Origin of the sequence: Paracoccus xiamenensis, assembly GCF_011308835.1 — a bacterium.
GTDB lineage: Bacteria > Pseudomonadota > Alphaproteobacteria > Rhodobacterales > Rhodobacteraceae > Paracoccus > Paracoccus xiamenensis.
This window is the reverse complement of record NZ_JAAOHY010000002.1, coordinates 212,903-232,633: the sequence shown is the minus strand read 5'-3', so window position 1 is coordinate 232,633 and position 19,731 is coordinate 212,903. Positions and strand designations below refer to the sequence as shown.

The window sequence follows — 19,731 nt, the reverse complement described above, 5'->3', positions numbered from 1 at the left end:
CCATGGATCTGTTCATTGAAATTCTGGTTTCCGCCCTGCTGGTGATCGGCGGATTCTTCGGCTTTGTCGGATCCTACGGGCTGGTCAAGCTGCCCGAGCCGATGACCCGGCTGCACGCCCCCACCAAGGCCGCGACGCTGGGGGTTGGCGGGGTGCTGCTGGCCTCGATGATCTATTTTGGTTGGTTCGGGGAACACGTCAGCTTTCATGAGCTGATGATCACCATGTTCATCTTCCTGACCGCACCGGTCACCGGGCTGATGATCGCCAAGGCCAACATCCATCTGCAATGGACCAAGGAAGAACTGCCGCCGACCGGCGCTGGCACCAACTGGTCCACCCAGTCGGACCGGCCGAGCCTGATGGACGACGGCGCCGATTCCCGGCTGATCAACGACGGCGACTGAACCCGCCTGCAGTGGTGAAACGAAAAAGGGCGCCCTGCGAGGCGCCCTTTTCGTCATTGCCGAGGCCGTCAGATCAGGCCGGCATGGCGCATCGCATCATCAACAGCATTGCGCGCCGATTGGGTCAGCCCAACCAGAGGCAGGCGGACGCGTTCGTTGACCATGCCCAGCTTCGACAGCGCGTATTTCGCCGCAACCAGACCCGGCTCGATGAACAAGGCGATGTGCAAGGGCATCAGCTTGTCCTGAATCTCCAGCGCCTTGCCCCATTCCCCGGCAAGGGTCGCGTTCTGGAACTCGGCGCACAGCTTCGGGGCCACATTGGCGGTCACGCTGATGCAGCCGATGCCGCCATGAGCGTTGAAACCAAGCGCGGTCGCGTCCTCGCCCGAAAGCTGGACGAAATCCGGCCCGCAGGTCAGGCGCTGCTGGCTGACGCGTTCGATCTTGCCGGTGGCGTCCTTGACGCCGACGATGCGCGGCAGCTTTGCCAGTTCGCCCATGGTGTCGGGCATCATGTCCACGACCGAGCGGCCGGGGATGTTATAGATCACGATCGGCACATTGGTGGCATCATGGATCGCGGTGAAATGCGCGATCATGCCCGCCTGCGTGGGCTTGTTGTAGTAAGGCGTCACGATCAGCAGCCCGTTCGCGCCCGCGCCTTCGGCATGCTGTGCCAGCCCGATCGCCTCGCGGGTGGAGTTCGACCCCGCCCCCGCGATCACCGGCACGCGACCGTCGGCAATGCGCACGACCTCGCGCACGACGGTGCGGTCTTCTTCATGGCTCAGCGTCGGGGATTCGCCGGTGGTGCCGCAGGGAACCAGCCCGTGGCTGCCCTGGTCGATCTGCCATTCGACAAACTTCTTCAGCGTGTCCAGATCCAGTTCGCCGTCCGGTGTGAACGGCGTGATCAGTGCGGGCATCGACCCTTTGAACATGACACGCTCCTGTCGTGATGGGGTTGTGAAACTCGGCGGACACTAGACGCGGGCGGTGGATTTGCCAAGGATGTGAATTGCAGGTGGCGGGGCGTCGCCGCAAATTGGGCGAATGATGTATTCTTTGCGTGAAATCCTTCTGGCCGGGCTTCTGGCCTCGGTCGCGGCGTGGCCCCTGCGGGCGGAATCGCTGCCTGATATGGCGACGGCGCTGACGGCAGCCGGGTCGAAGAACTGGCCCGTGGCCGAGGAAGCGGCGGCAAAATCCGGGCCTTTGGCGCAGGCGCTTGTCGACTGGCAGGCGCTGCGGGCGGGCCGGGGCGATTTCGCCGCCTATCTGACCTTTGCGCGCGCGCATCCCGACTGGCCGGGAATGGAACTGCTGTACAAACGCGGCGAGTCCGTGCTGAGCGCGACGACCCCGGCGGCAGATGTTATCGAGTGGTTCTCCCGCCACGATCCGCAAACCGGCGCAGGCGCTGCGGCGCTGATCACGGCGCTGAAAGCCACCGATGCCGAGGCCGCCAAGGCGAAGGCGCGGGCGATCTGGACCAGCCTGCCGATGACCGCCACCGAGGAGACCACCTTTCTGGCCGCCCATGGCGATCTGGTCGGCGATCTGGCCGATGATCGGGTCTTCGCGCTGCTGGATCAGTCCGAATGGCAGGCGGCCCAGCAAGGCCTGACCCGGATGAGCGCGACCGCCCGCCCGCTGGCCGAAGCCCGGATCGCCACCCAGTCCCGCCGCAGCGGGGCCGACGCGCTGATCCTCGCCCTACCCGAGGCGCAGCGCGACGACGCCGGCCTTGCCATGGACCGCTTTCGCTGGCGGGTGCAGGCCAAAATGCCCGATCTCGCCCGCGAGTTGATGCTGGAACGGTCAACCTCGGCCGAGGCGCTGCGCCGTCCCGATATCTGGGCCGAGACGCGCGCCGATTACGCCCGCGCCGCCCTGCGCGGCGGCGACTGGAAAGCCGCCGAGGACCTCGCCACGCCCCACCATCTGGAACCGGGATCCGAGGCTTATGCCGATCTTGAATTCCTCGCCGGCTATGCCGCCCTGCGTGGCGGTGCGCCCGACCGCGCCCTGACCCATTTCCAGCACCTGACCGACGGCACCGCCGGCGTGGTCAGTCAGGCCCGCGCGCATTACTGGCGCGGCCGTGCGCAGGAAGCCGCGGGCAATGCCGATGCCGCAAAGGCGGCCTTCGCCGCCGGGGCAAAGCTGCAATCGACCTATTACGGCCAGCTTGCCGCCGAACGCATCGGCGCCGCCCCCGACCCGGCGCTGTCCATCCCCGGCCGGGCCGAAGCCGCCCTGCCCCAATGGCGCCGCGACGATCTGCGCGAAAACGAGGTCTTTCAGGCTGGCGTTTTCGCCTTTGCCGCCGGTCAGCCCGATCTGGGGCAGCGCTTTTTCCTGCATCTGTCGGAAACCGCCACGCCCGACGACATCGCCCGGATGGCGCGGCTGACGCTGGAAATGCGCTATCCCTGGCATGCGCTGCGGCTGGCCAAGCGGGCGGCAGCGCAGGGCGCGGTCTATCCGGCGGCCTATTTCCCGCTGACCGGGCTGGAACATGAAAAGCTGGATCTGCCGGCCGAGCTGGTCATGTCGATCTCGCGCCAGGAATCGGAATTCAACCATACCGTCTCTTCCCATGTCGGCGCGCTTGGCCTGATGCAGCTGATGCCCGGCACCGCGCAAGAGATGGCGAAGAAGACCGGTGTCGATTACGTGCGGTCGCGGCTGACCGAGGACCCGACCTATAACGCGAGGCTTGGAACGGCCTATCTGCAGACGCTGCGCGACCGCTTCGGGCCTTCCTCGGCGCTGGTGGCGGCCGGGTATAACGCAGGCCCCGGACGGTCCCGCCAATGGACCGAGGCTTTCGGCGACATCCGCACCGAAACCGATCCCGTGGACTGGGTCGAGATGATCCCCTTCGACGAAACCCGCAACTATGTCATGCGCGTAACCGAGGCGCTGCCCGTCTATCGCGCGCGCATCGCCGGGATGCCGGTCGCGGCCACGCCCTCGAAAGATCTGACCGGCGACGGTTTCGTGCCACCGCCGCCCAAGCCGCGCCAGACATTGGCCGAGGTCCTGACCCGATCCGGCCGCCCGCCACAGGAAGGCGATCCGCTGTCACCCAAAGCCGCCGCCTTCGCCGAAACCGAAGCCGCGCCCGCCCCGGCAGCCACCGTCCCGGCCCAGCGGCCGACCCCGCGACCGGCGGCGAATGCAGCCGGGATTTCAACCGGAGGTTAAAGCCGGACACCCCGGCTCATATGCCGCTTGCCCGCATAGCCTTCGGCGCGGCTGACCGAAAAGCCCGCCGCACCAAGCGCGCGGCGGACATGGCCGGCGGCCGTGTAGGTGGCGAATGTGCCACCCGGCGCTGTATGGGCGCAGACCTCGCCCATCAGTGACGCGCCCCATAGCTCGGGGTTCTTGGCGGGCGAAAACCCGTCCAGAAACCACGCATCCGCCGCGCCATCCCAACGCGGCAACGTGTCGCGGGCGTCGCCGATGATGATTTCCGCATCGACCTGACCGAGGGTGAAGCGCTGCGCCGGATAGCCGGCGCGCAACGCCGTTGTCAGGTTGGCCAGTTCGGGAAAGGCCGCATGGGCCTGTTCCAGCTGGTCCAGATCCATCGGAAACGCCTCGAAACTGGTGAAGCGGACGGGCTGGGTGGCAATTTCAGCCAGCGCCAGCAGGTTCAGCCCGGTGCCAAAGCCCAGTTCGGCCACATGAAACCCCGGACACAGTCGCCCCGGCAGGTCGTTGCCGGACAGAAAGACGTGCCGTGTCTCTGCCAGCCCGCCATTCAGGCTGAAATAGGGGTCATCGAACCGCTGCGAGACGGGGACACCGCCCTCGCGCCAATCCAGTTCGGGTGTCTGGTGCTGAACGCTCATCAAGGTTAACTCCTTACGCGGGCAGACCTGACGAATAGGGGCGGAAATGGCAAGCGTCACGGTGATCGGCGCGGGAATAGCGGGGCTTTCCGCCGGCTGGGAAATCGCCCGGCGCGGCCATCACGTCCGCGTGATCGAGGCGGATCGCATCGGCGCGGGCTCATCAGGTGGCACCGTGGGCGCGCTGGCGCCGCATGCGCCCGACAGCTGGAATATCAAGAAACAGGCGCAGCTCGAAAGCCTTCTGAATGCCCGCACGTTCTGGGATCAGGTCGCGCAGGTCGGCGGCCGCGACCCCGGCTATGCCCGCACTGGACGGGTGCAGGCGGTGACGGCGGCGGATCTGCCAAGGCTGCGCGCCCGGATCGAAGGCGCGGATCGCCACTGGCAGGGTGCGGCCCGGATGTGGTTGACCCAGACCCGGCCCGAGGGCCCGTTAGTGCCTGAAAGCCCCGAGGGCTGGTGGCTGATGGACGACCTGACAGCGCGGCTGTCCCCGCGCATGGCCGGGGCAGCGCTGGCAGCGGCGATCACCGCCAAGGGGGGCGAAATCGTGCTGGGCCAGCCCGCCCGGCCGGATGCGATGCCCGGCCCGGCGATCTGGGCCACCGGCGCGCCCGGGCTGGCGATGCTGGGCGAGGATCTGGGCCGCAAGATCGGCCAGGGCGTCAAGGGCCAAAGCGCCGCGCTGCGATTCGCCGCGCCGGATGCGCCTCAGGTCTATGCCGACGGGCTGCACATCGTGCCCCATGCTGATGGGACGGTGGGGATCGGCTCGACCTCGGAAAACAGCTTTGAACATGAAGACGTGGACGAACAGCTGGAGGACGTCATCGCCCGCGCCCGCGCGCTGTGCCCGGCGCTGGATGGGGCCGAGGTCTTGGATCGTTGGGCCGGCATCCGACCCCGCGCCCGCTCGCGCGCGCCGTTGCTGGGGGAATGGCCGGGGCGGCCGGGGCATTTCGTGCTGAATGGCGGCTTCAAGATCGGCTTTGGCATGGCCCCGGTGCTAGCCGGGATCATCGCCGATCTGGTGCTGGACCGCCGCGACCGCATCCCCGAGGGCTTCCGCCTTCAGGGCAGCGGCGACAACCCGATCAGCGGCACGTGAAGGTGCAGCAGCCCCGCCCAGACCAGCCCCGCGACCAATAGCCGCAGCAGGCTGGGCCAGCCGCGCGGCCGCCACCGCCCCGAAATCAGCGCCCCACCCGGCCAAAGCGAGCTATGCGCCGCCAGCCGGTCGAAATCGGGCAGGGTGCGGCGAGCGCGGGCCTCGGCCCCCCAGATGCCCGACAGCGCGAAGATCAGCAGCGGCCCAAACAGGACCACATGGGCCAGATCGCCATTGGCCAGCAGATGCGCCCCGGCCCAGATCGCGAAGGCCCACATCAGCGGGTGCCGGGTCAGCCCGATAATGCCGGGCCGGTCAGGATCAAACCCCGCCACCTTGCCGCCGAAGGAAAACGGATTGGCCACGCCCACGGCGAAAACAACCAGCGAAATCGCCACCGGCATCGCCAGATTGGCCAGCCAACGCTGCCACTGGGCCTGCGGCCAGATCTCGATAAAGGGCGCCCGGCCGGCCGCCATCAGCAGCCAATACAGCAGCCCCAGCGACAGCAGGCTGAACGCGGCAATATAGCCCGTGCGCCCCAGCCGCGCGATCAGCGCAGATTTCAATGCTGGTCGCATCGGGATCACATGTGCTGCCAAAAAGGCAGTGAAGGCCAGAATAAGCTCAGTCCAGCCGGACATGAATACCTCGACTTGAGATCGCGCCCCGCGCGTGATTGGCTGGGGGCACAGATAGCGCCAACCCGTTTCGGATGCCAGCCATGCCACGCCCCGCCATCATCATCGCCCACGGCCAGCCCTCGGACCCCGGACCTCAGCAAGCCGCAATTGACAGGCTGGCGGCGGCGGTTTCGGCGCTGTCGGGGCGGCGGGTGCTGGGGGCGACGCTGGCCATGCCGGGGGCGTTGGACCGGGCGGTTGCGGCAGCGCCGGACGCGATGGCCTATCCCATGTTCATGGCGGCGGGCTGGTTTACCGGCACCGAATTGCCGCGCCGGCTGGCGGCGGCGGGGGCCAGGGATATCGACGTCCTGTCCCCTTTCGGGCTGGATCCAACGCTTGCCGAGCTGTGCCTGCACAAGCTTTACCAAGCGGCGGCTGCCTGCGGCTGGGACCCTCATCAGGTGACGCTGCTGCTGATCGCGCATGGCTCGCAACGGGCGCGTGGCTCGGCCAAGGGGGCCGAGGCGATGGCCGAACTGCTGCGGATGCGCATGGGCCGCGTGGTGACCGGGTTCATCGAGGAAGCGCCGTTCCTGGCCGATGCCGCCCGCGATCTGGGGCCGCGCGCATTGGCGCTGCCCTTCTTCGCGACGGCGGCGGAACATGTCACCGACGACATCCCCAAGGGTCTGGCACGCGCGGGCTTTGCCGGCCCCTGCCTGCCGCCGATCGGGCTTGCCCCGGAAGTGCCCGGCCTGATCGTCGATGCGCTGACCCGGGCCGACGCGGCGATTGCGTCACGGCGCGCGGACGCTTAGTAACGCGCATCGAATAAAGCAGGAGATTTTCCGATGACGCAGCGACTGCACCTGGTATTCGGGGGTGAGTTGATCGACATTGACGGGACCGAGTTCCGCGACACTTCGGCCATCGACGTTGTTGGGGTCTTCCCCGATTTCGCTTCGGCCCATGCAGCATGGAAGGGCGCGGCGCAGCGCACCGTGGATAGTGCGCAGACCCGCTATTTCATCGCCCATCTGCACCGCCTGATGGACGAAGGCCGCGAAACCAGCCCGACGGCCGAGCTGGGTTCCTGAACATGAGCAGCGTGCAGGGGCTGCGCGGTTGGGTGCGGCGCTTGCTGGACCAGCCCACACAGCCCCTGCCGCTGCCCGATCTGGCGCTGCCGACGGGTGACGGCCCGCTGGTCTGGCTGCGCATCGGCGCCGGCTATGACCAGGCTGGCCCGGATGATGGCAGCCTTGCCCCGGCGCTGATCCAACTGCTGATGCAGATGCGCCGGCGCGGCTTGCAGGTCGCCGTCAGCCGTGCGGTGGGCGGGGTGCCCGATCTGGCGACGCGGGGCGTGACCTCGGTCGCCGATGGCGCGCTGTCCGACAGCATGGCCCAGGCGCAGCTGGCGGCCATGCGCCCCGATGCCGTGCTGCTGGTCGGCACGGACCTGCCGCGCCCCCTGATCGAGGCCGCCAGAGCCCGCGACATCCCGGTGATCCTGGCCGAGACCCGCCTTGTCGCGCCGCCGCGCGGCTGGTCGCTGCCGGGCTTTACCCGCCGCTCGGCGCTGTCGCAGCTGACGCTGCTGCTGCTGCCCGACCCGGCCAGCGGCGAAGCGGCGCTGGAGCTGGGCGCCGCCCCCGAACGGATCGAAATCACCGGCCCGATCACCCTGTCCCGCCAGCCCCTGAAGCATCTGGAGGCCGAACGCGAATCGCTGGCCGAGGCCTTCAAGGGCCGGCAGATCTGGCTGGCGGTCTGCGTCACCGAGGCCGAAGAAGAAGCCCTGATCGAGGCCCAGCTGACGGTCCTGCGCTATAGCCACCGCGCCATGCTGATCGTGCTGCCCGACGATCCCCGCCGGGCCGAGGCGATGGCCGCGCGCATGGGCGAGGCCGGGCTGGTCGTCGCCCAACGCAATTACGACGAAGACCCGACCGAGGAAGTCAGCGTCTATCTTGTCGACGACCTGTTCGAGCTGGGCCTGTGGTATCGCCTCGCGCCGTCGACTTTCATGGGCACGACGCTTTATGGCCCGACCGACGCCGCCCGCGATCCGTTCGAGGCGGCATCGCTGGGATCCGCCGCCATTCACGGCCCGCTGGACGGCCCCTTCGCGGCGGAATGGGCGCAGCTTGACGGTGCCGCCGCTGCCCGCCGGGTCGAGGACGCGGCCGGTCTGGCGCAGGCGGTCGTCGCCCTTCTGGCCGCCGATCAGGCCGCCCAGATCGCCACCAATGCCTGGTGCGTTTCCACCGGGGGCGAGGGCGTGGCCAACCGGATCGCCCATGCCGTCCGCGACACCATCCTGGGAGATCTCGCATGAGCCGCCGCGCCCCCGCCTTCTGGTTCCAGACCCCGCCGACGCTGCGGGCCAACCTGATGCGTCCGCTGGGCGCGCTTTACGGGGCCGCGACCGCCCGGCGGCTGAAGGGGGGCGAACGCACCCGGCTGGGCGTGCCGGTGATCTGCGTGGGCAATATCAACGCCGGCGGCACCGGCAAGACCCCCACCGTGATCGCGCTGGCGCAGCGGCTGATCTCGCAAGGCGTGGCCGTGCAGATCGTCAGCCGGGGTTACGGCGGCACTACCACCGCCCCAACCCGCGTCGATGAACGCAGGCACAGCGCCGAGGAGGTCGGCGACGAGCCCCTGCTGATGTCCGCCTTCGCCCCGGTCTGGGTCGCAGACAACCGCGTCGAAGGCGCGCGCGCCGCTGTCGCCGATGGCGCGCAGGCGATCCTGCTGGATGACGGCTTTCAGGACCCGAGCCTGCATCACGACCTGTCGCTGATCGTGGTCGACGCCGCCAAGGGCTTCGGCAACGGGCTGTGCATCCCCGCCGGCCCCTTGCGCGAACCGGTGGCGGATGGGCTGCGGCGCGCAGATGCGGTGATCTCGATCGGGCTGTCGCCGATGCAGGACCGCTTTTCCCGCGCCTGGGGTCATGTGCTGGACCTGCCGCATCTGAAGGGCGCGTTGCAGCCGCTGCAGACCGGCATCGACTGGCAGGGCCACCGGGTGCTGGCCTTTGCCGGCATCGGCCACCCCGAGAAATTCTTCGCCACCCTGCGCGATCTGGGCGCCGATCTGGTCCGGGGAGAGGGGCTTGACGATCATCAGCCCTTCACCCCCGCCCTGCTGCAACGCCTGACGGCCGAGGCAAAGCTGACCGGCGCCCAGCTGGTCACCACCGAAAAGGACGCCGTGCGCCTGCCGCTCGATTTCCGGCGCAATGTGCTGGCCCTGCCGGTGCGGCTGGAACTGGACGATTGGGCGCGGCTGGACGGGCTGCTTCAGCCGGCACTGACCGGATCGTCCTGACCCAGACGGGGCGAGGCGCGGTCGGTCGCCAGTTCCGCATCCGAAAACACCACTGGCAGGCGCACGCCGGGCACCCCGTCGGGGGTGATTTTCAGCCCGCGCGCGATGACCTGCGGATCGGCGAAGACATCGGCCATGTCGTTGATCGGCCCGGCGGGGATGCCCTGCGCCTCTAGCGCGGTCAGCAGATCGTCGCGGGACCAGCCACGGGTAACGGCTTGCAATGCCGCCGTCAGCGCCTCGCGGTTTTGGATACGGTCGGCATTGGTGGCGTAATCGGGTGCCGTTGCCAGCGCGGGCAGGCCGAGCACATCGCACAGGCGGCGATACTGGCCGTCATTGCCGGTGGCGATGATGATCCAGCCATCGGCGCAGTCGAAAACCGCATAGGGGACGAGGTTCGGATGCGCATTGCCCATCCGCTGCGGCGCATTGCCGGTGGTCAGGTAATTCATCGCCTGATTGGCCATGATCGCCACAGCGACATCCATCAGCGCCATGTCGATATGCTGACCCCGGCCCGTGCGGTGGCGCATTTCCACCGCCGCCAGAATCGCCGTCGCGGCATAGATGCCGGTGAAGATGTCGGTAACGGCCACGCCGACCTTCTGCGGCTGGCCGGAAGGCTCTCCCGTCACGCTCATCAGCCCGGACATGCCCTGAATGATATAGTCATAACCCGCGCGGTGGGCGTAAGGCCCGGTCTGGCCAAAACCGGTGACGCTGCAATAGATCAGGCGCGAGTTCAGGGCCTGCAGGCTGGCATAATCCAGCCCGTATTTCGCCAGCCCGCCGACCTTGAAATTCTCGATGACGATATCGGCATCGGCGATCAGATCACGGACGCGCTGCTGGCCTTCGGGCGTGCGGAAATCGGCGGTCACCGATTTCTTGCCACGATTGGCCCCGTGGAAATACGCGGCCGAGCGGTCGCCCTCGCGTTCAATGAACGGCGGCCCCCAACGGCGGGTATCATCGCCTTCGGGGGCCTCGACCTTGATGACCTCTGCGCCAAGATCGGCGAGAATCTGGCCAGCCCAAGGGCCGGCCAGAATACGCGCAAGCTCGACGACCTTCAGACCGGCGAGCGGCGTCATCAGTTGGCCGGCGCGGCTGCTTCAGCCTCGGCCAGCTTTTCGTCGATCTTGGCTTTCAGATCTTCCCAGGCCATGTTCTTGACCTGCTCACCACCGATCATGAAGGTGGGCGTGGCCTCGATCTTGTCGGCCTCGGCATTGACCTGGAAGGTGTGGACCAGATCGGCGACCTTGGCCTGATCGGCCCAGCAAGCATCCATCTGTTCGGCGGTCATGCCGGCCTTGGCGCCGATCTTGCGCAGGTTGGCGACCAGTTCCTCGCCATTCTGGGCACCCAGCCATTCGGATTGTTCATCCATCAGCATGCCGCTGACCGGGTAATATTTCGCATCGTCGCAACGAGCCAGGATGCCCGCCCACAGGCCGACCTGATCGAAATAGACCTCGCGCGTGGCGAAGCGCACCTTGCCGGTGTCGATATATTCAGCCTTCAGCTTGGGGAAGTTGTCTTTGTGGAAGGCCGCGCAATGGGGGCAGGTGAAGCTAGCATATTCATAGATGGTCAGCGGCGCGCTTTCCTCGCCCAGGAACAGATCCTCGACGATCTTCGGTTCGGCGGCCGGGGCCTGTTCTGCCGGGGTTTGCGCTTCCGGGGTCGCGGCGGGGGCCGCGGGCGCGGCTTCCGGTGCGGGGGTCGTCTGGGCCGCGGCCGGCAGTGCCAGCGCGGCCGAGATCAGCGACACGGACAGGAAGTTGCGGATTTGGAAGCTCATTCAGGGACCTTTCGGTTGGCTCTGCCCTTTCGGGTCAGCTTGAGTGCCGCAAGCCGCGCCACGGCGGCCTGCAAGGCAGGATCGGAAATCTGTGCGGCCAGTGCCTGCGCCGCGCGGCGGGTTTCGGCATCGGGCTGGGGCCGGGCCTTGGGGGCATGGTCAAAACTGGCCTGCCCTTCGGAAAACCCGGTCGGCGCGGTCTGGGTCAGCGTAATGCGCGAGATCGCGTTATAGCCGTAACAGGCATTTACCCGGTCGCGCAGGGCGGGCAGCTGCATTTCCAGCAGCGGCGCGTATGGCCCGGTGGTCAGCAGCGTCAGCGTGGCCCCCATGCCGTTGCGGGTATGGGAGATCTTCACCGGACGGGCGCGGGACGCGGTTTCAGGGCCGACCACCTCGGCCCAATGGGTCAGCAGCCGCGCCACGGCAAAGCCCCGGCCTTCGGCGGCATGGCGGATCGGCTCGGCCACCAGGCTGGAAGCCTGCCGGAAACCGCGCGATCTGCGAGGGGGCTGTGACATGCGGCGCTCCGCGGTTAGAACGGGCGCAGTTTAACAAGCCGGTGCAGGGATGCCAGCCAGCCAGTTCAAAAAAGCTGTGAACGATGCGTGAGGTCGCACCCCTTCTGCTGGACTGGTATGACCGCCACGCCCGCACCCTGCCATGGCGGATGCCACCGGGGGGCGGGGCGGCCGATCCTTACCGGGTCTGGCTGTCGGAAATCATGCTTCAACAGACCACCGTGGCGGCGGTGAAGGGCTATTTCGAGCGTTTCACCACGCTTTGGCCAACCGTTCAGGCGCTGGCGGCGGCGGAAGACGCGCAGGTCATGGCCGAATGGGCGGGGCTTGGATACTATGCCCGCGCGCGCAACCTGCTGGCCTGTGCGCGGACGGTGGCGGCAGCAGGCGGATTTCCCACCACCCGCGCCGGATTGCAGGCGCTGCCGGGTGTGGGGCCCTATACCTCGGCCGCCATCGCGGCAATTGCTTACGGGCTGCCGGAAACGGTGGTGGACGGGAATGTCGAGCGCGTCGTCTCGCGCGTTTTCGCGGTCGAAACACCGCTTCCGAAGGCCAAGCCGGAACTGGTCGCCTTGGCCGAGCAACTGACGCCCAAGCAACGCGCCGGCGATTTCGCGCAGGCTATGATGGATCTGGGGGCGACGATCTGCACGCCCCGAAAGCCCGCCTGCGGAATCTGCCCGCTCAGCGATCTTTGCGCGGCCAGGAGGGCCGGGATCGCGGCCGAGCTGCCGCGCAAGGCCCCCAAGCCGCCCAAGCCCCAGCGAACGGGCGTCGCCTGGGTGGCAATGAACGACCATGCGATTCTGCTGGAGCGGCGGGCGCCCAAGGGGCTGCTGGGGGGCACGCTGGCCTTCCCCTCGACCGGATGGGACGGCAGCGACCTTGACGCGCCGCTGGCCGCCGAATGGCAGCAACTGGACCCGGTTCAGCACATTTTTACGCATTTTGCGCTGAACCTGCAGGTGCATGTTGCCCATGTCAGCGGCAATCCTGAACGCGGCTTCTGGATGCCGCGCGCGGAATTTACCCCCGGCGATCTGCCGGGACTGATGCGCAAGGTCTGGACGCGGGTTCAGGCGGCCGGCTGATTATTCCTCGCGGCCGCGCTCGATGCGGGCATACTCGGCCGTCTTGCGACCGTCATCCCCGTCGCGGGCATGCGGGCGGCGGTGAAGCGCCTCGATGGCCGGGTGCACGCCGGATTCGCGGTCATGCGCCACATAGGCCCGCAGCCGGCCCGAGCCGGTGCTGCGTTCGTGATCGGTCAGGGTCTTGGTCATCGGACGTCCTCCTGCTGATGGGCCACTATAGCGCCGAATCAGCCGGAATCCAAATCAGGCCGCCGCCATTCCCGGCCCAGAGGTCAGGATCGCATGCAGCGCCGCCGGGTCGGAATTCGCCCGCAGCTTGGCGCGCAGATCGGTGTCGCGCAGCGTCCGCGACACCAGTGCCAGCGCCTTCAGGTGATCGACGCCGCTATCTTTTGGTGCGAACAGCGCAAACACCAGATCGACCGGCTGACGGTCGACGGCGTCGAAATCCAGCGGCTTTTCCAGCTTGACGAAAATCCCCGCCACGCCGTCCAGCCCGTGCAGCCGCGCATGCGGCAGCGCCACGCCATTGCCGACGCCCGTCGGGCCCAGGCTTTCGCGTTCCTGCAACGCATCCAACGTCTGGCTGGCATCCAGTCCATAAAGCTGATGGGCCAGTTCGGCGATGTCCTGAAACAGCCGCTTCTTCGAGCTCACCTGCGGATAGGTGCGCACGGCGCCGGGCTTCACAATGGTGCTGAGTTGCATCTCTGTCCGTCTTTCTGCCGTATCGGGGCGGGCGCACGCACCCGCCCCGTACACGACAAGCCGCCAGGCGGCTAGCTGATATTGCGCGGGTCGATCCAGCCGATATTGCCGTCATCGCGGCGATGTACGACGTTCACGCCCCCATGTTTTTCGTTGCGAAACACCAGCAAGGGTGCCCCGGCCAATTCCATCTGCATGACCGCGTCACCGACCGAAAGGGTCGGCACACGCGATTCCATTTCAGCGACGATGACCGGTTGCAGGCCCGTATCACCCTGCGATTCCCATTCGTCTTCGTCGGCCGGCAGCACATACAGGCCGGCGGCGCCGTATTCAACCGGTTCGGACCTGTCCTTGTGATGATCTTTCAGCCGGCGCTTGTATCGGCGCAGCTGCTTGTCCATCCGCTCGCGCGCGACTTCGAAGGCGGCGTAAATCTCGGGATCTTCACCCTTGGCCTGAACGGTCAGGCCGGTGGAAAGGTGAACAAGGGTGTCACAAACCAACATATGCGCCTTCTTGGAGAAGGTGACGACGGCTTCGGTGGGTCGCTGAGAGTATTTTCCAACCGTTTCGCCCAGCTCGGTCTGGACATGTTGGGTCAAAGCCTCGCCGATGTCGATCTGTTTACCACTGATCTGATAACGCATTCTTTTTTCCCTTTCCTCGCCCGGCCCCCACCGAAAGCGGGCAGGGTCATACCGGACTCATCCAGTCTGCGGCGGGGTTCCGAGTCTGTCAACGACGCGCGCGCGGACGGCGGGCAATCAGGCCGGGATTCGCATGCCGGCGTCGGTGCAGCAGGGTCAGGCCAGGGTGAACGTATCGCCCAGATAGACCTCGCGCACGCGCGGATCGGCGATGATCTGTTCGGTCGTGCCCGACATCAGCACATGGCCGTCATGCAGGATATAGGCGCGGTCGACGATGCCCAGGGTCTCGCGGACATTGTGGTCCGTTATCAACACGCCGATTCCCCGCGATTTCAGGTCCTGCACCAGCGCGCGAATATCGCCCACTGCAATCGGATCGACCCCGGCAAAGGGTTCGTCCAGCAGCAGAAATGACGGGTTCGAGGCCAGGCAGCGCGCGATTTCCACCCGCCGCCTTTCGCCCCCCGACAGCGCCATGGCCGAGGCATTGCGGATATGGCCGATGGAAAAATCGCCCAGCAACTCCTCCAGCCGGTCGCGGCGGCGATGGGGGTTCTGTTCCACCACCTCCAGCACGGCGGTGATGTTCTGTTCGACCGTCAACCCGCGAAAGATCGACATTTCCTGCGGCAGATAGCCGATGCCAAGCCGCGCACGCTGATACATCGGCAGCGCCGTCACGGCCTGACCGTCGATATAGACTTGGCCGGAGTCGGGCGTCACCAGCCCGGCGATGCAGTAAAAGCAGGTGGTCTTGCCCGAGCCGTTCGGCCCCAGCAGCGCCACCACCTCGCCCCGGTCAAGATCCATCGACACGTCGCGGATCACCGGCCGCTTGCGATAGGATTTGCGCAGATTGCGCACCGCCAGCCCTTGCTGCGGGATATGGTCGGGCATCACTGCTGCTCCGCCGGTTGCAGGACCGAGCGGACGCGGCCGTTCATCTGCGCGGTGCCGTCTTCCAGGTTCACCACCATACGTTCGCCCGACATCACGTTCTGGCCCTGGGTCAGCAGCACGTCGCCGATCAGGGTGATATTGCCGGATGCGACCTCATAGATGGCCTGCTGCGCCTCGGCCGCGTCGGGGCCGTTGACCAGCGTCACGTTGCCGGTGGCGTCCAGATTGTCGATCTTCTGCGTATCGCCCTGCACATATTGGACCACCACCTTGTCGGCCGACAGCTTCATCTGCCCCTGCCCGATCAGGACATTGCCGGTAAATTCCGCCTGTCCGGTGGTTTGATTGACGGTCAGGTTATCTGCCGACAGTTCAACCGGCGCGCTGGTATCGGCCTTGATGCCGCCAAAGGCCACCATCTGGGCAGCGACCGGCAGCGCCATCAGCATCGAGATCGTCAGGGCAAGGCAGGTGGCGCGGCGCATCGCAGGCATCCTTTCGGAGGGGATCAGGGTTGATATACCAGACGCACATCGCCGGTTAAATTCAGAAGATAGTCGCCGTCGGCATTGCGTGTCACCTCCATCTGGTCAGCATCCAGCCGGCCCAGGGGGGCAAATCCGGTCAGCCCGCCGGTGCCCAGCAGGCGGTCGGCGGTCAGGTCGGTATCGACCTGCGGCACCGTTATCGCCCATCCGTCCGAGGTGGTCACCCGCACGCCCCCCGACAGGTGGATCTGCTGGCCGTCCATCTGCGCCTGCGGCGCTGTCAGGTCGGCGGCCAGCCCATCCGGGTCTCGCCACGTCAAGCGCACCGATTCGGCCGAGCTGTTTTCGTTCTGCACCGGGCTGGCGCGGTCGGCGGTCACAGTGACCTGCGCGCCGCCATGGCTGACGCCGGCAAATTCAGGCCGCGACATGCGTGGGTCGCGGACCATATCCTCGGCGTCGACCTCGGCATAGGGCAGGGCGTCGTCGGGATCGGGGGTGCGGCCAAGCAGGAACAGCGTGGACAGGATCGCCAGCGCCGCCAGCGGCAACAGCACCCGAAGCCATGCTATCAGCGAGGACCGCATCAGACCATTCCGGCGCGCAGGCAATCGTGGATGTTCAGGATACCCTGCGGCACGCCGTCGTCCACGGCGAACAGGCAGGTGATCTTGCGCGACTGCATTTCTGCCAGCGCGGCCTCGGCCAGTTGATCGGCGCGAATGGTACGCGGGCTGGCGGTCATCACATCGGCCGCGCGGTGGTCCAGCAGACCGTCCATGTGGCGACGCAGGTCGCCGTCGGTGATGATGCCGACCAGCCGCCCGCCCGTCCCGGTCACGCCGGTGACGCCATAACCCATCTGGCTCATCGTCAGCAGGGCTTCGGTCATGGGAGTGTCGGCATCGACCAGCGGCATTTCGGCATGCATGAGGTCGCCCACCCGTGCCAGCCGCGCGCCCAGCTTGCCGCCGGGGTGGAAGGTGCGGAAATGTTCGGGGGTGAAGCTGCGATGTTCCATCAGCGCCACCGCCAGCGCATCGCCAAGCGCCAGCGTCATAGTGGTCGAGGTGGTCGGCACGATGCCCTTGCCGCAGGCCTCGGGCGCGGGCGGCAGCAGCAGCGCGACGTCGCATTGCCGGATCAGGGTCGAGTTCTCACGCCCGGCAATCCCGATCAGCGGGATGTTGAAGCGGCGGGTGTGGGCGACGATATCGGCGATTTCGGGCGTCTCGCCGGAATTCGAAATGACGATGGCCACGTCGCCTTCCGCCACCATGCCCAGATCGCCGTGGCTGGCCTCGGCCGGGTGAACGAATTGCGCGGGCGTGCCGGTGCTGGCGAAGGTCGCGGCAAGTTTGCGCCCGATATGGCCGGATTTGCCCATGCCGGACACGACCACACGCCCACGCGCGGCCAGAATGGTTTCGATGGCACGGTCAAAACTGTCGCCAAGGCTGGCCGACAGCGCGGCCAAGCCTTCGGCTTCGGTCGCGATGACGCGGCGGGCGGTATCCAGATATTCGCTCATCGCAGGCATTTAGTGATGGAAGATGTCGTTTTCATCCCCCCAACCCAGCAGGTCCAGCTGGGCACGGGTGGGCAGGAAGTCGAAACAGGATTGCGCCAGCGCCGTGCGATCCTCGCGGGCCAGCAGCTTTTCCAGCTCTTCCTTCAGGCGATGCAGATACAGCACGTCCGAGGCTGCATATTCCAGCTGCGCCTCGGTCAGTTCGGCAGCGCCCCAGTCCGAGGTCTGCTGCTGCTTGGACACATCGACCCCGACCAAGGCCTGAAGCAGGTATTTCAACCCGTGCCGGTCGGTATAGGTGCGGATCATCTTCGATGCGATCTTGGTGCACCAGACCGGCGCGGTCACGACGCCAAAGGCGTTTTGCAGCGCGGCAATGTCGAAACGCCCGTAATGGAACAGCTTGACCACGCCCGGATCGGCCAGCATGCGCGTCAGGTTCGGCGCCTCGGTCTGGCCCGGTGCAATCTGCACCAGATGCGCGTCCCCGTCGCCCGAGGACATCTGCACCAGACACAGCCGGTCGCGGCGCGGGTCCAGCCCCATGGTTTCGGTGTCAATGGCCACGACCGGGCCAAGGTCCAGCCCGTCGGGCAGGTCGTTCTGATACAGGTGAATGGCCATGTGAATCCTCGTTTGACGCCGTCTATACGGCGGATTTCGGCCAAGGTCAGCCCTTTGCGGTTCAACCAGTTGTAAGCATTCCGTAATCAGCGCGCCATCGGGAAACGGATCGCCGCCGCCGGCTCGGTCACGTCGGCTTCGACATTCAGCGTCGCCTCGACGATGGGGGCGTTCAGATTCTTGGTCTGCATGAAGATCCGGCCGATATATTCACCGAGGATCCCCAGAAACATCGCGTTCAAGGTCATCGACATCAGCAGCAGAATGGCCAGCGTTGCAAAGCCCGGCGGCCATTCCTGCCCGAACAGCAGCTTGCCAACCAGATAGCCCAGCAGCACCAGAAACGTGATCAGCCCGGCAAACAGCGACACGGTCGAGGCCAGCCGCAGCGGCACCAGCGAATGGTTGACCATACCATCCACCGCCAGCGAGATCATCGCCTTCAGCGGAAACTTCGATTCCCCCGCCGTGCGCGCCGCGCGGTCATAATCGAAGCCGACCTGACTGAACCCCATCGCGCTGATCATTCCGCGCATATAGGGCGAGCGGTCCCCGCTTTTGCGGATCTGGTCCAGAATCACCCGATCAGTCAGGCGGAACTCGCCCACGTTGCGGGGCAGGTCATCGGGGCTGATGCGGTCGATGAACCAGTAAAACCCGCGGCGAAGCGCGGCGATCACCGGCCCGTCGGGCAGCTTCTTGCGGATGCCATAGACGACCTGATTGCCCTGCCGCCACAGGTCCAGCATCTGCGGGATCAGTTCAGGCGGGTCCTGCAGATCGGCATCCAGCTGAATCGCACAATCGCCCCGCGCCGCCTTGTAGGCATACATGACCGAGTTCTGATAGCCGACATTGCGCGAAAACCGGAACACACGCAGGCGGGGGTCTTCGGCGGCGATTTCCGACAGGATGGCGAATGTGCGGTCGGTCGAATGGTTGTCGGTAAAGATGATTTCGGCCTCGTCACCGGGCAGACCGTCCAGAACGGCCGCGATCCGTTGGTAACAGGCGCGGACATTTTCTTCTTCGTTATAGGCCGGGACGAGGATGGAAATCAGGCTCATGCGCTGCGCCTTTCGGGGTGTCTGTTGTCGGTCTTGCGGGCGCGTTCCCAGGCGATCACCTGCCGCAGCCCCTGTTGAAGCGAGACCCGCGGACGCCAGCCAAGCGCACGCAATTCCTTCGAGGGTGGTGCCGAAACGCGGTTGCCGGCGCCCGTCTTCGCGGGTTCGGGCGGCGGCTTGTGGCCGGTCAACCGGGCAATGCGCGCGGCCAGATCGCCAGTGCGGATCGGGCGCCCAGTCGACACATTGACCACCGGCGGCAATCTGTCCGCGTTATCCGCAACCAGTTGCAGCGCCTCAATCACATCGTCGACATGGATCAGGTCGCGTCTGGCGTCAGGCTGGCGCGGCATCATCGGCGTACCAGCCAACCCCTGCCTAATCGCGCCTGGCACCAGGAAATCAGGCGACTGGCCGCCGCCATAGGTCAGGCTCAGCCGGGCGGTTACTGCGGGGATACCGCAGCGATCGCGCCAGATCCGCAGGTAATGGGTGCCGGCCAGGATCGACAGGCCATAGGTGGTTTCCGGCCATTCCCGCGTGGCCGAGCGCGCGATGCCGGGATCGCTGGACAGCTCTGCCAGCGTGCCGGTACGGACCACCGACTGAGGCGGAACATCCATCCGGCCGAGCGCTTCCAGAATCGCACGCAGCGGATCCAGATTGACCCGCATTGCCTCTGCGACATCGGCCAGGTCGTTATTGGCCGTCGCGAAACGCGTCACCGCGCCCAGCAGGAATACCCGCTGCGGCGGTTGGTGTCGAAGCGCGGTCATCAGCGCCTCCGTATCCGTCAGATTCAGGCGGACCAGCGTCAGCCGGTCCAGAATATCCTCGATACGCCAGATATCGGTCGATGCCCGCGTCAGCACCGTAACCTTGTCACCCCGCGACAGGCAGTCGCGCACCAGATGCGAGCCGATGAACCCGGCGCCGCCGACGATCAACACATTGACCATGACGAAACCCCTTACCAACAC

The 19,731-nt window shown here is 66.5% G+C and carries 24 protein-coding genes; 8 read left to right on the top strand and 16 right to left on the bottom strand.

All coding sequences use genetic code 11. The features are described from left to right. Window positions 1-2: 2 nt before the first annotated feature. The gene (locus G7044_RS07925) at window positions 3-407 is read left to right on the top strand and encodes a Na+/H+ antiporter subunit G (protein ID WP_166327849.1); all 405 of its coding nucleotides are present in this window, start codon (window positions 3-5) and stop codon (window positions 405-407) included. Window positions 408-475: 68 nt separating this feature from the next. Here G7044_RS07925 and dapA read toward each other — a convergent pair whose 3' ends face one another. Beyond that, the gene (gene dapA / locus G7044_RS07920; protein ID WP_166327848.1) at window positions 476-1,351 is read right to left on the bottom strand and encodes a 4-hydroxy-tetrahydrodipicolinate synthase; all 876 of its coding nucleotides are present in this window, start codon (window positions 1,349-1,351) and stop codon (window positions 476-478) included. Window positions 1,352-1,466: 115 nt separating this feature from the next. On the opposite strand from dapA, the gene G7044_RS07915 reads away from it, so the two are divergent. Further along, window positions 1,467-3,623 (top strand): lytic transglycosylase domain-containing protein, encoded by a 2,157-nt coding sequence (locus tag G7044_RS07915; protein WP_235931222.1) that lies wholly within the window; start codon window positions 1,467-1,469, stop codon window positions 3,621-3,623. Here G7044_RS07915 and mnmD read toward each other — a convergent pair. Continuing rightward, window positions 3,620-4,276 (bottom strand): tRNA (5-methylaminomethyl-2-thiouridine)(34)-methyltransferase MnmD, encoded by a 657-nt coding sequence (gene mnmD, locus G7044_RS07910; protein ID WP_207630223.1) that lies wholly within the window; start codon window positions 4,274-4,276, stop codon window positions 3,620-3,622. The two genes, G7044_RS07915 and mnmD, sit on opposite strands and share 4 nt — an antisense overlap. Window positions 4,277-4,322: 46 nt before the next feature. On the opposite strand from mnmD, the gene G7044_RS07905 reads away from it, so the two are divergent. Beyond that, the gene (locus G7044_RS07905; protein WP_166327846.1) at window positions 4,323-5,387 is read left to right on the top strand and encodes an NAD(P)/FAD-dependent oxidoreductase; all 1,065 of its coding nucleotides are present in this window, start codon (window positions 4,323-4,325) and stop codon (window positions 5,385-5,387) included. Here the strand turns inward: G7044_RS07905 and G7044_RS07900 are convergent. Beyond that, entirely contained in the window at window positions 5,351-6,031 is a 681-nt protein-coding gene (locus G7044_RS07900; protein ID WP_166327845.1) for an NnrU family protein, read from the bottom strand. The genes G7044_RS07905 and G7044_RS07900 overlap by 37 nt on opposite strands. Window positions 6,032-6,111: 80 nt before the next feature. Here G7044_RS07900 and G7044_RS07895 point away from each other — a divergent pair, with 80 nt between their 5' ends. Genes G7044_RS07895 through lpxK form a run of 4 tightly spaced genes read left to right on the top strand, consistent with a single transcriptional unit; the run spans window position 6,112 to window position 9,352 of the window. Next, entirely contained in the window at window positions 6,112-6,831 is a 720-nt protein-coding gene (locus tag G7044_RS07895) for a CbiX/SirB N-terminal domain-containing protein (protein ID WP_166327844.1), read from the top strand. Between the two features lie 33 nt (window positions 6,832-6,864). Continuing rightward, on the top strand, window positions 6,865-7,110 hold the full coding sequence (locus G7044_RS07890) for a DUF4170 domain-containing protein (protein ID WP_166327843.1): 246 nt from the start codon (window positions 6,865-6,867) through the stop codon (window positions 7,108-7,110). Between the two features lie 2 nt (window positions 7,111-7,112). Beyond that, the gene (locus tag G7044_RS07885; RefSeq protein ID WP_166327842.1) at window positions 7,113-8,354 is read left to right on the top strand and encodes a 3-deoxy-D-manno-octulosonic acid transferase; all 1,242 of its coding nucleotides are present in this window, start codon (window positions 7,113-7,115) and stop codon (window positions 8,352-8,354) included. Continuing rightward, window positions 8,351-9,352 carry a tetraacyldisaccharide 4'-kinase gene (lpxK, locus tag G7044_RS07880; protein ID WP_166327841.1) on the top strand — a complete coding sequence of 334 codons (1,002 nt, stop codon included), beginning with the start codon at window positions 8,351-8,353 and terminating at the stop codon, window positions 9,350-9,352. The genes G7044_RS07885 and lpxK overlap by 4 nt, the downstream gene beginning before the upstream one ends. On the opposite strand, the gene G7044_RS07875 is transcribed toward lpxK, so the two are convergent. Genes G7044_RS07875 through G7044_RS07865 form a run of 3 tightly spaced genes read right to left on the bottom strand, consistent with a single transcriptional unit; the run spans window position 9,325 to window position 11,683 of the window. After that, window positions 9,325-10,452, bottom strand: coding sequence for a CaiB/BaiF CoA transferase family protein (locus tag G7044_RS07875; protein WP_166327972.1), 1,128 nt, complete (start codon window positions 10,450-10,452; stop codon window positions 9,325-9,327). The genes lpxK and G7044_RS07875 overlap by 28 nt on opposite strands. Continuing rightward, a complete protein-coding gene (locus tag G7044_RS07870) occupies window positions 10,449-11,162 on the bottom strand; it encodes a DsbA family protein (protein WP_166327839.1) in 714 nt (237 codons plus the stop codon). Before G7044_RS07870 ends, G7044_RS07875 begins: the two co-directional genes overlap by 4 nt. Beyond that, the gene (locus G7044_RS07865) at window positions 11,159-11,683 is read right to left on the bottom strand and encodes a DUF721 domain-containing protein (RefSeq protein ID WP_166327837.1); all 525 of its coding nucleotides are present in this window, start codon (window positions 11,681-11,683) and stop codon (window positions 11,159-11,161) included. Before G7044_RS07865 ends, G7044_RS07870 begins: the two co-directional genes overlap by 4 nt. Window positions 11,684-11,766: 83 nt before the next feature. On the opposite strand from G7044_RS07865, the gene mutY reads away from it, so the two are divergent. After that, a complete protein-coding gene (mutY, locus tag G7044_RS07860) occupies window positions 11,767-12,777 on the top strand; it encodes an A/G-specific adenine glycosylase (RefSeq protein ID WP_166327835.1) in 1,011 nt (336 codons plus the stop codon). On the opposite strand, the gene G7044_RS07855 is transcribed toward mutY, so the two are convergent. The 10 genes from G7044_RS07855 to G7044_RS07810 form a co-directional block, all read right to left on the bottom strand. Then, a complete protein-coding gene (locus G7044_RS07855) occupies window positions 12,778-12,969 on the bottom strand; it encodes a hypothetical protein (protein WP_166327833.1) in 192 nt (63 codons plus the stop codon). It abuts the gene before it with no gap. Window positions 12,970-13,023: 54 nt separating this feature from the next. After that, complete coding sequence (locus tag G7044_RS07850) at window positions 13,024-13,488, bottom strand: PTS sugar transporter subunit IIA (RefSeq protein ID WP_166327831.1); 465 nt, start codon at window positions 13,486-13,488, stop codon at window positions 13,024-13,026. A 71-nt stretch (window positions 13,489-13,559) separates the two neighbouring features. Beyond that, window positions 13,560-14,138 (bottom strand): ribosome hibernation-promoting factor, HPF/YfiA family, encoded by a 579-nt coding sequence (gene hpf / locus G7044_RS07845; protein WP_166327829.1) that lies wholly within the window; start codon window positions 14,136-14,138, stop codon window positions 13,560-13,562. Window positions 14,139-14,294: 156 nt separating this feature from the next. After that, entirely contained in the window at window positions 14,295-15,038 is a 744-nt protein-coding gene (gene lptB, locus G7044_RS07840; RefSeq protein ID WP_166327827.1) for an LPS export ABC transporter ATP-binding protein, read from the bottom strand. Beyond that, window positions 15,038-15,526 (bottom strand): lipopolysaccharide transport periplasmic protein LptA, encoded by a 489-nt coding sequence (gene lptA / locus G7044_RS07835; protein WP_166327825.1) that lies wholly within the window; start codon window positions 15,524-15,526, stop codon window positions 15,038-15,040. The genes lptB and lptA overlap by 1 nt, the downstream gene beginning before the upstream one ends. Before the next feature lie 23 nt (window positions 15,527-15,549). Further along, a complete protein-coding gene (locus G7044_RS07830; RefSeq protein WP_166327823.1) occupies window positions 15,550-16,116 on the bottom strand; it encodes an LptA/OstA family protein in 567 nt (188 codons plus the stop codon). Then, window positions 16,116-17,060, bottom strand: coding sequence for a KpsF/GutQ family sugar-phosphate isomerase (locus tag G7044_RS07825; RefSeq protein WP_166327820.1), 945 nt, complete (start codon window positions 17,058-17,060; stop codon window positions 16,116-16,118). The genes G7044_RS07830 and G7044_RS07825 overlap by 1 nt, the downstream gene beginning before the upstream one ends. Window positions 17,061-17,069: 9 nt before the next feature. Continuing rightward, window positions 17,070-17,684: a ribonuclease D gene (locus tag G7044_RS07820; RefSeq protein WP_166327818.1), complete on the bottom strand. Its 615-nt coding sequence runs from the start codon at window positions 17,682-17,684 to the stop codon at window positions 17,070-17,072. A gap of 86 nt (window positions 17,685-17,770) precedes the next feature. Beyond that, complete coding sequence (locus G7044_RS07815) at window positions 17,771-18,751, bottom strand: glycosyltransferase family 2 protein (protein WP_166327816.1); 981 nt, start codon at window positions 18,749-18,751, stop codon at window positions 17,771-17,773. After that, the gene (locus G7044_RS07810) at window positions 18,748-19,728 is read right to left on the bottom strand and encodes an NAD-dependent epimerase/dehydratase family protein (protein ID WP_166327814.1); all 981 of its coding nucleotides are present in this window, start codon (window positions 19,726-19,728) and stop codon (window positions 18,748-18,750) included. The genes G7044_RS07815 and G7044_RS07810 overlap by 4 nt, the downstream gene beginning before the upstream one ends. Window positions 19,729-19,731: the final 3 nt, after the last annotated feature.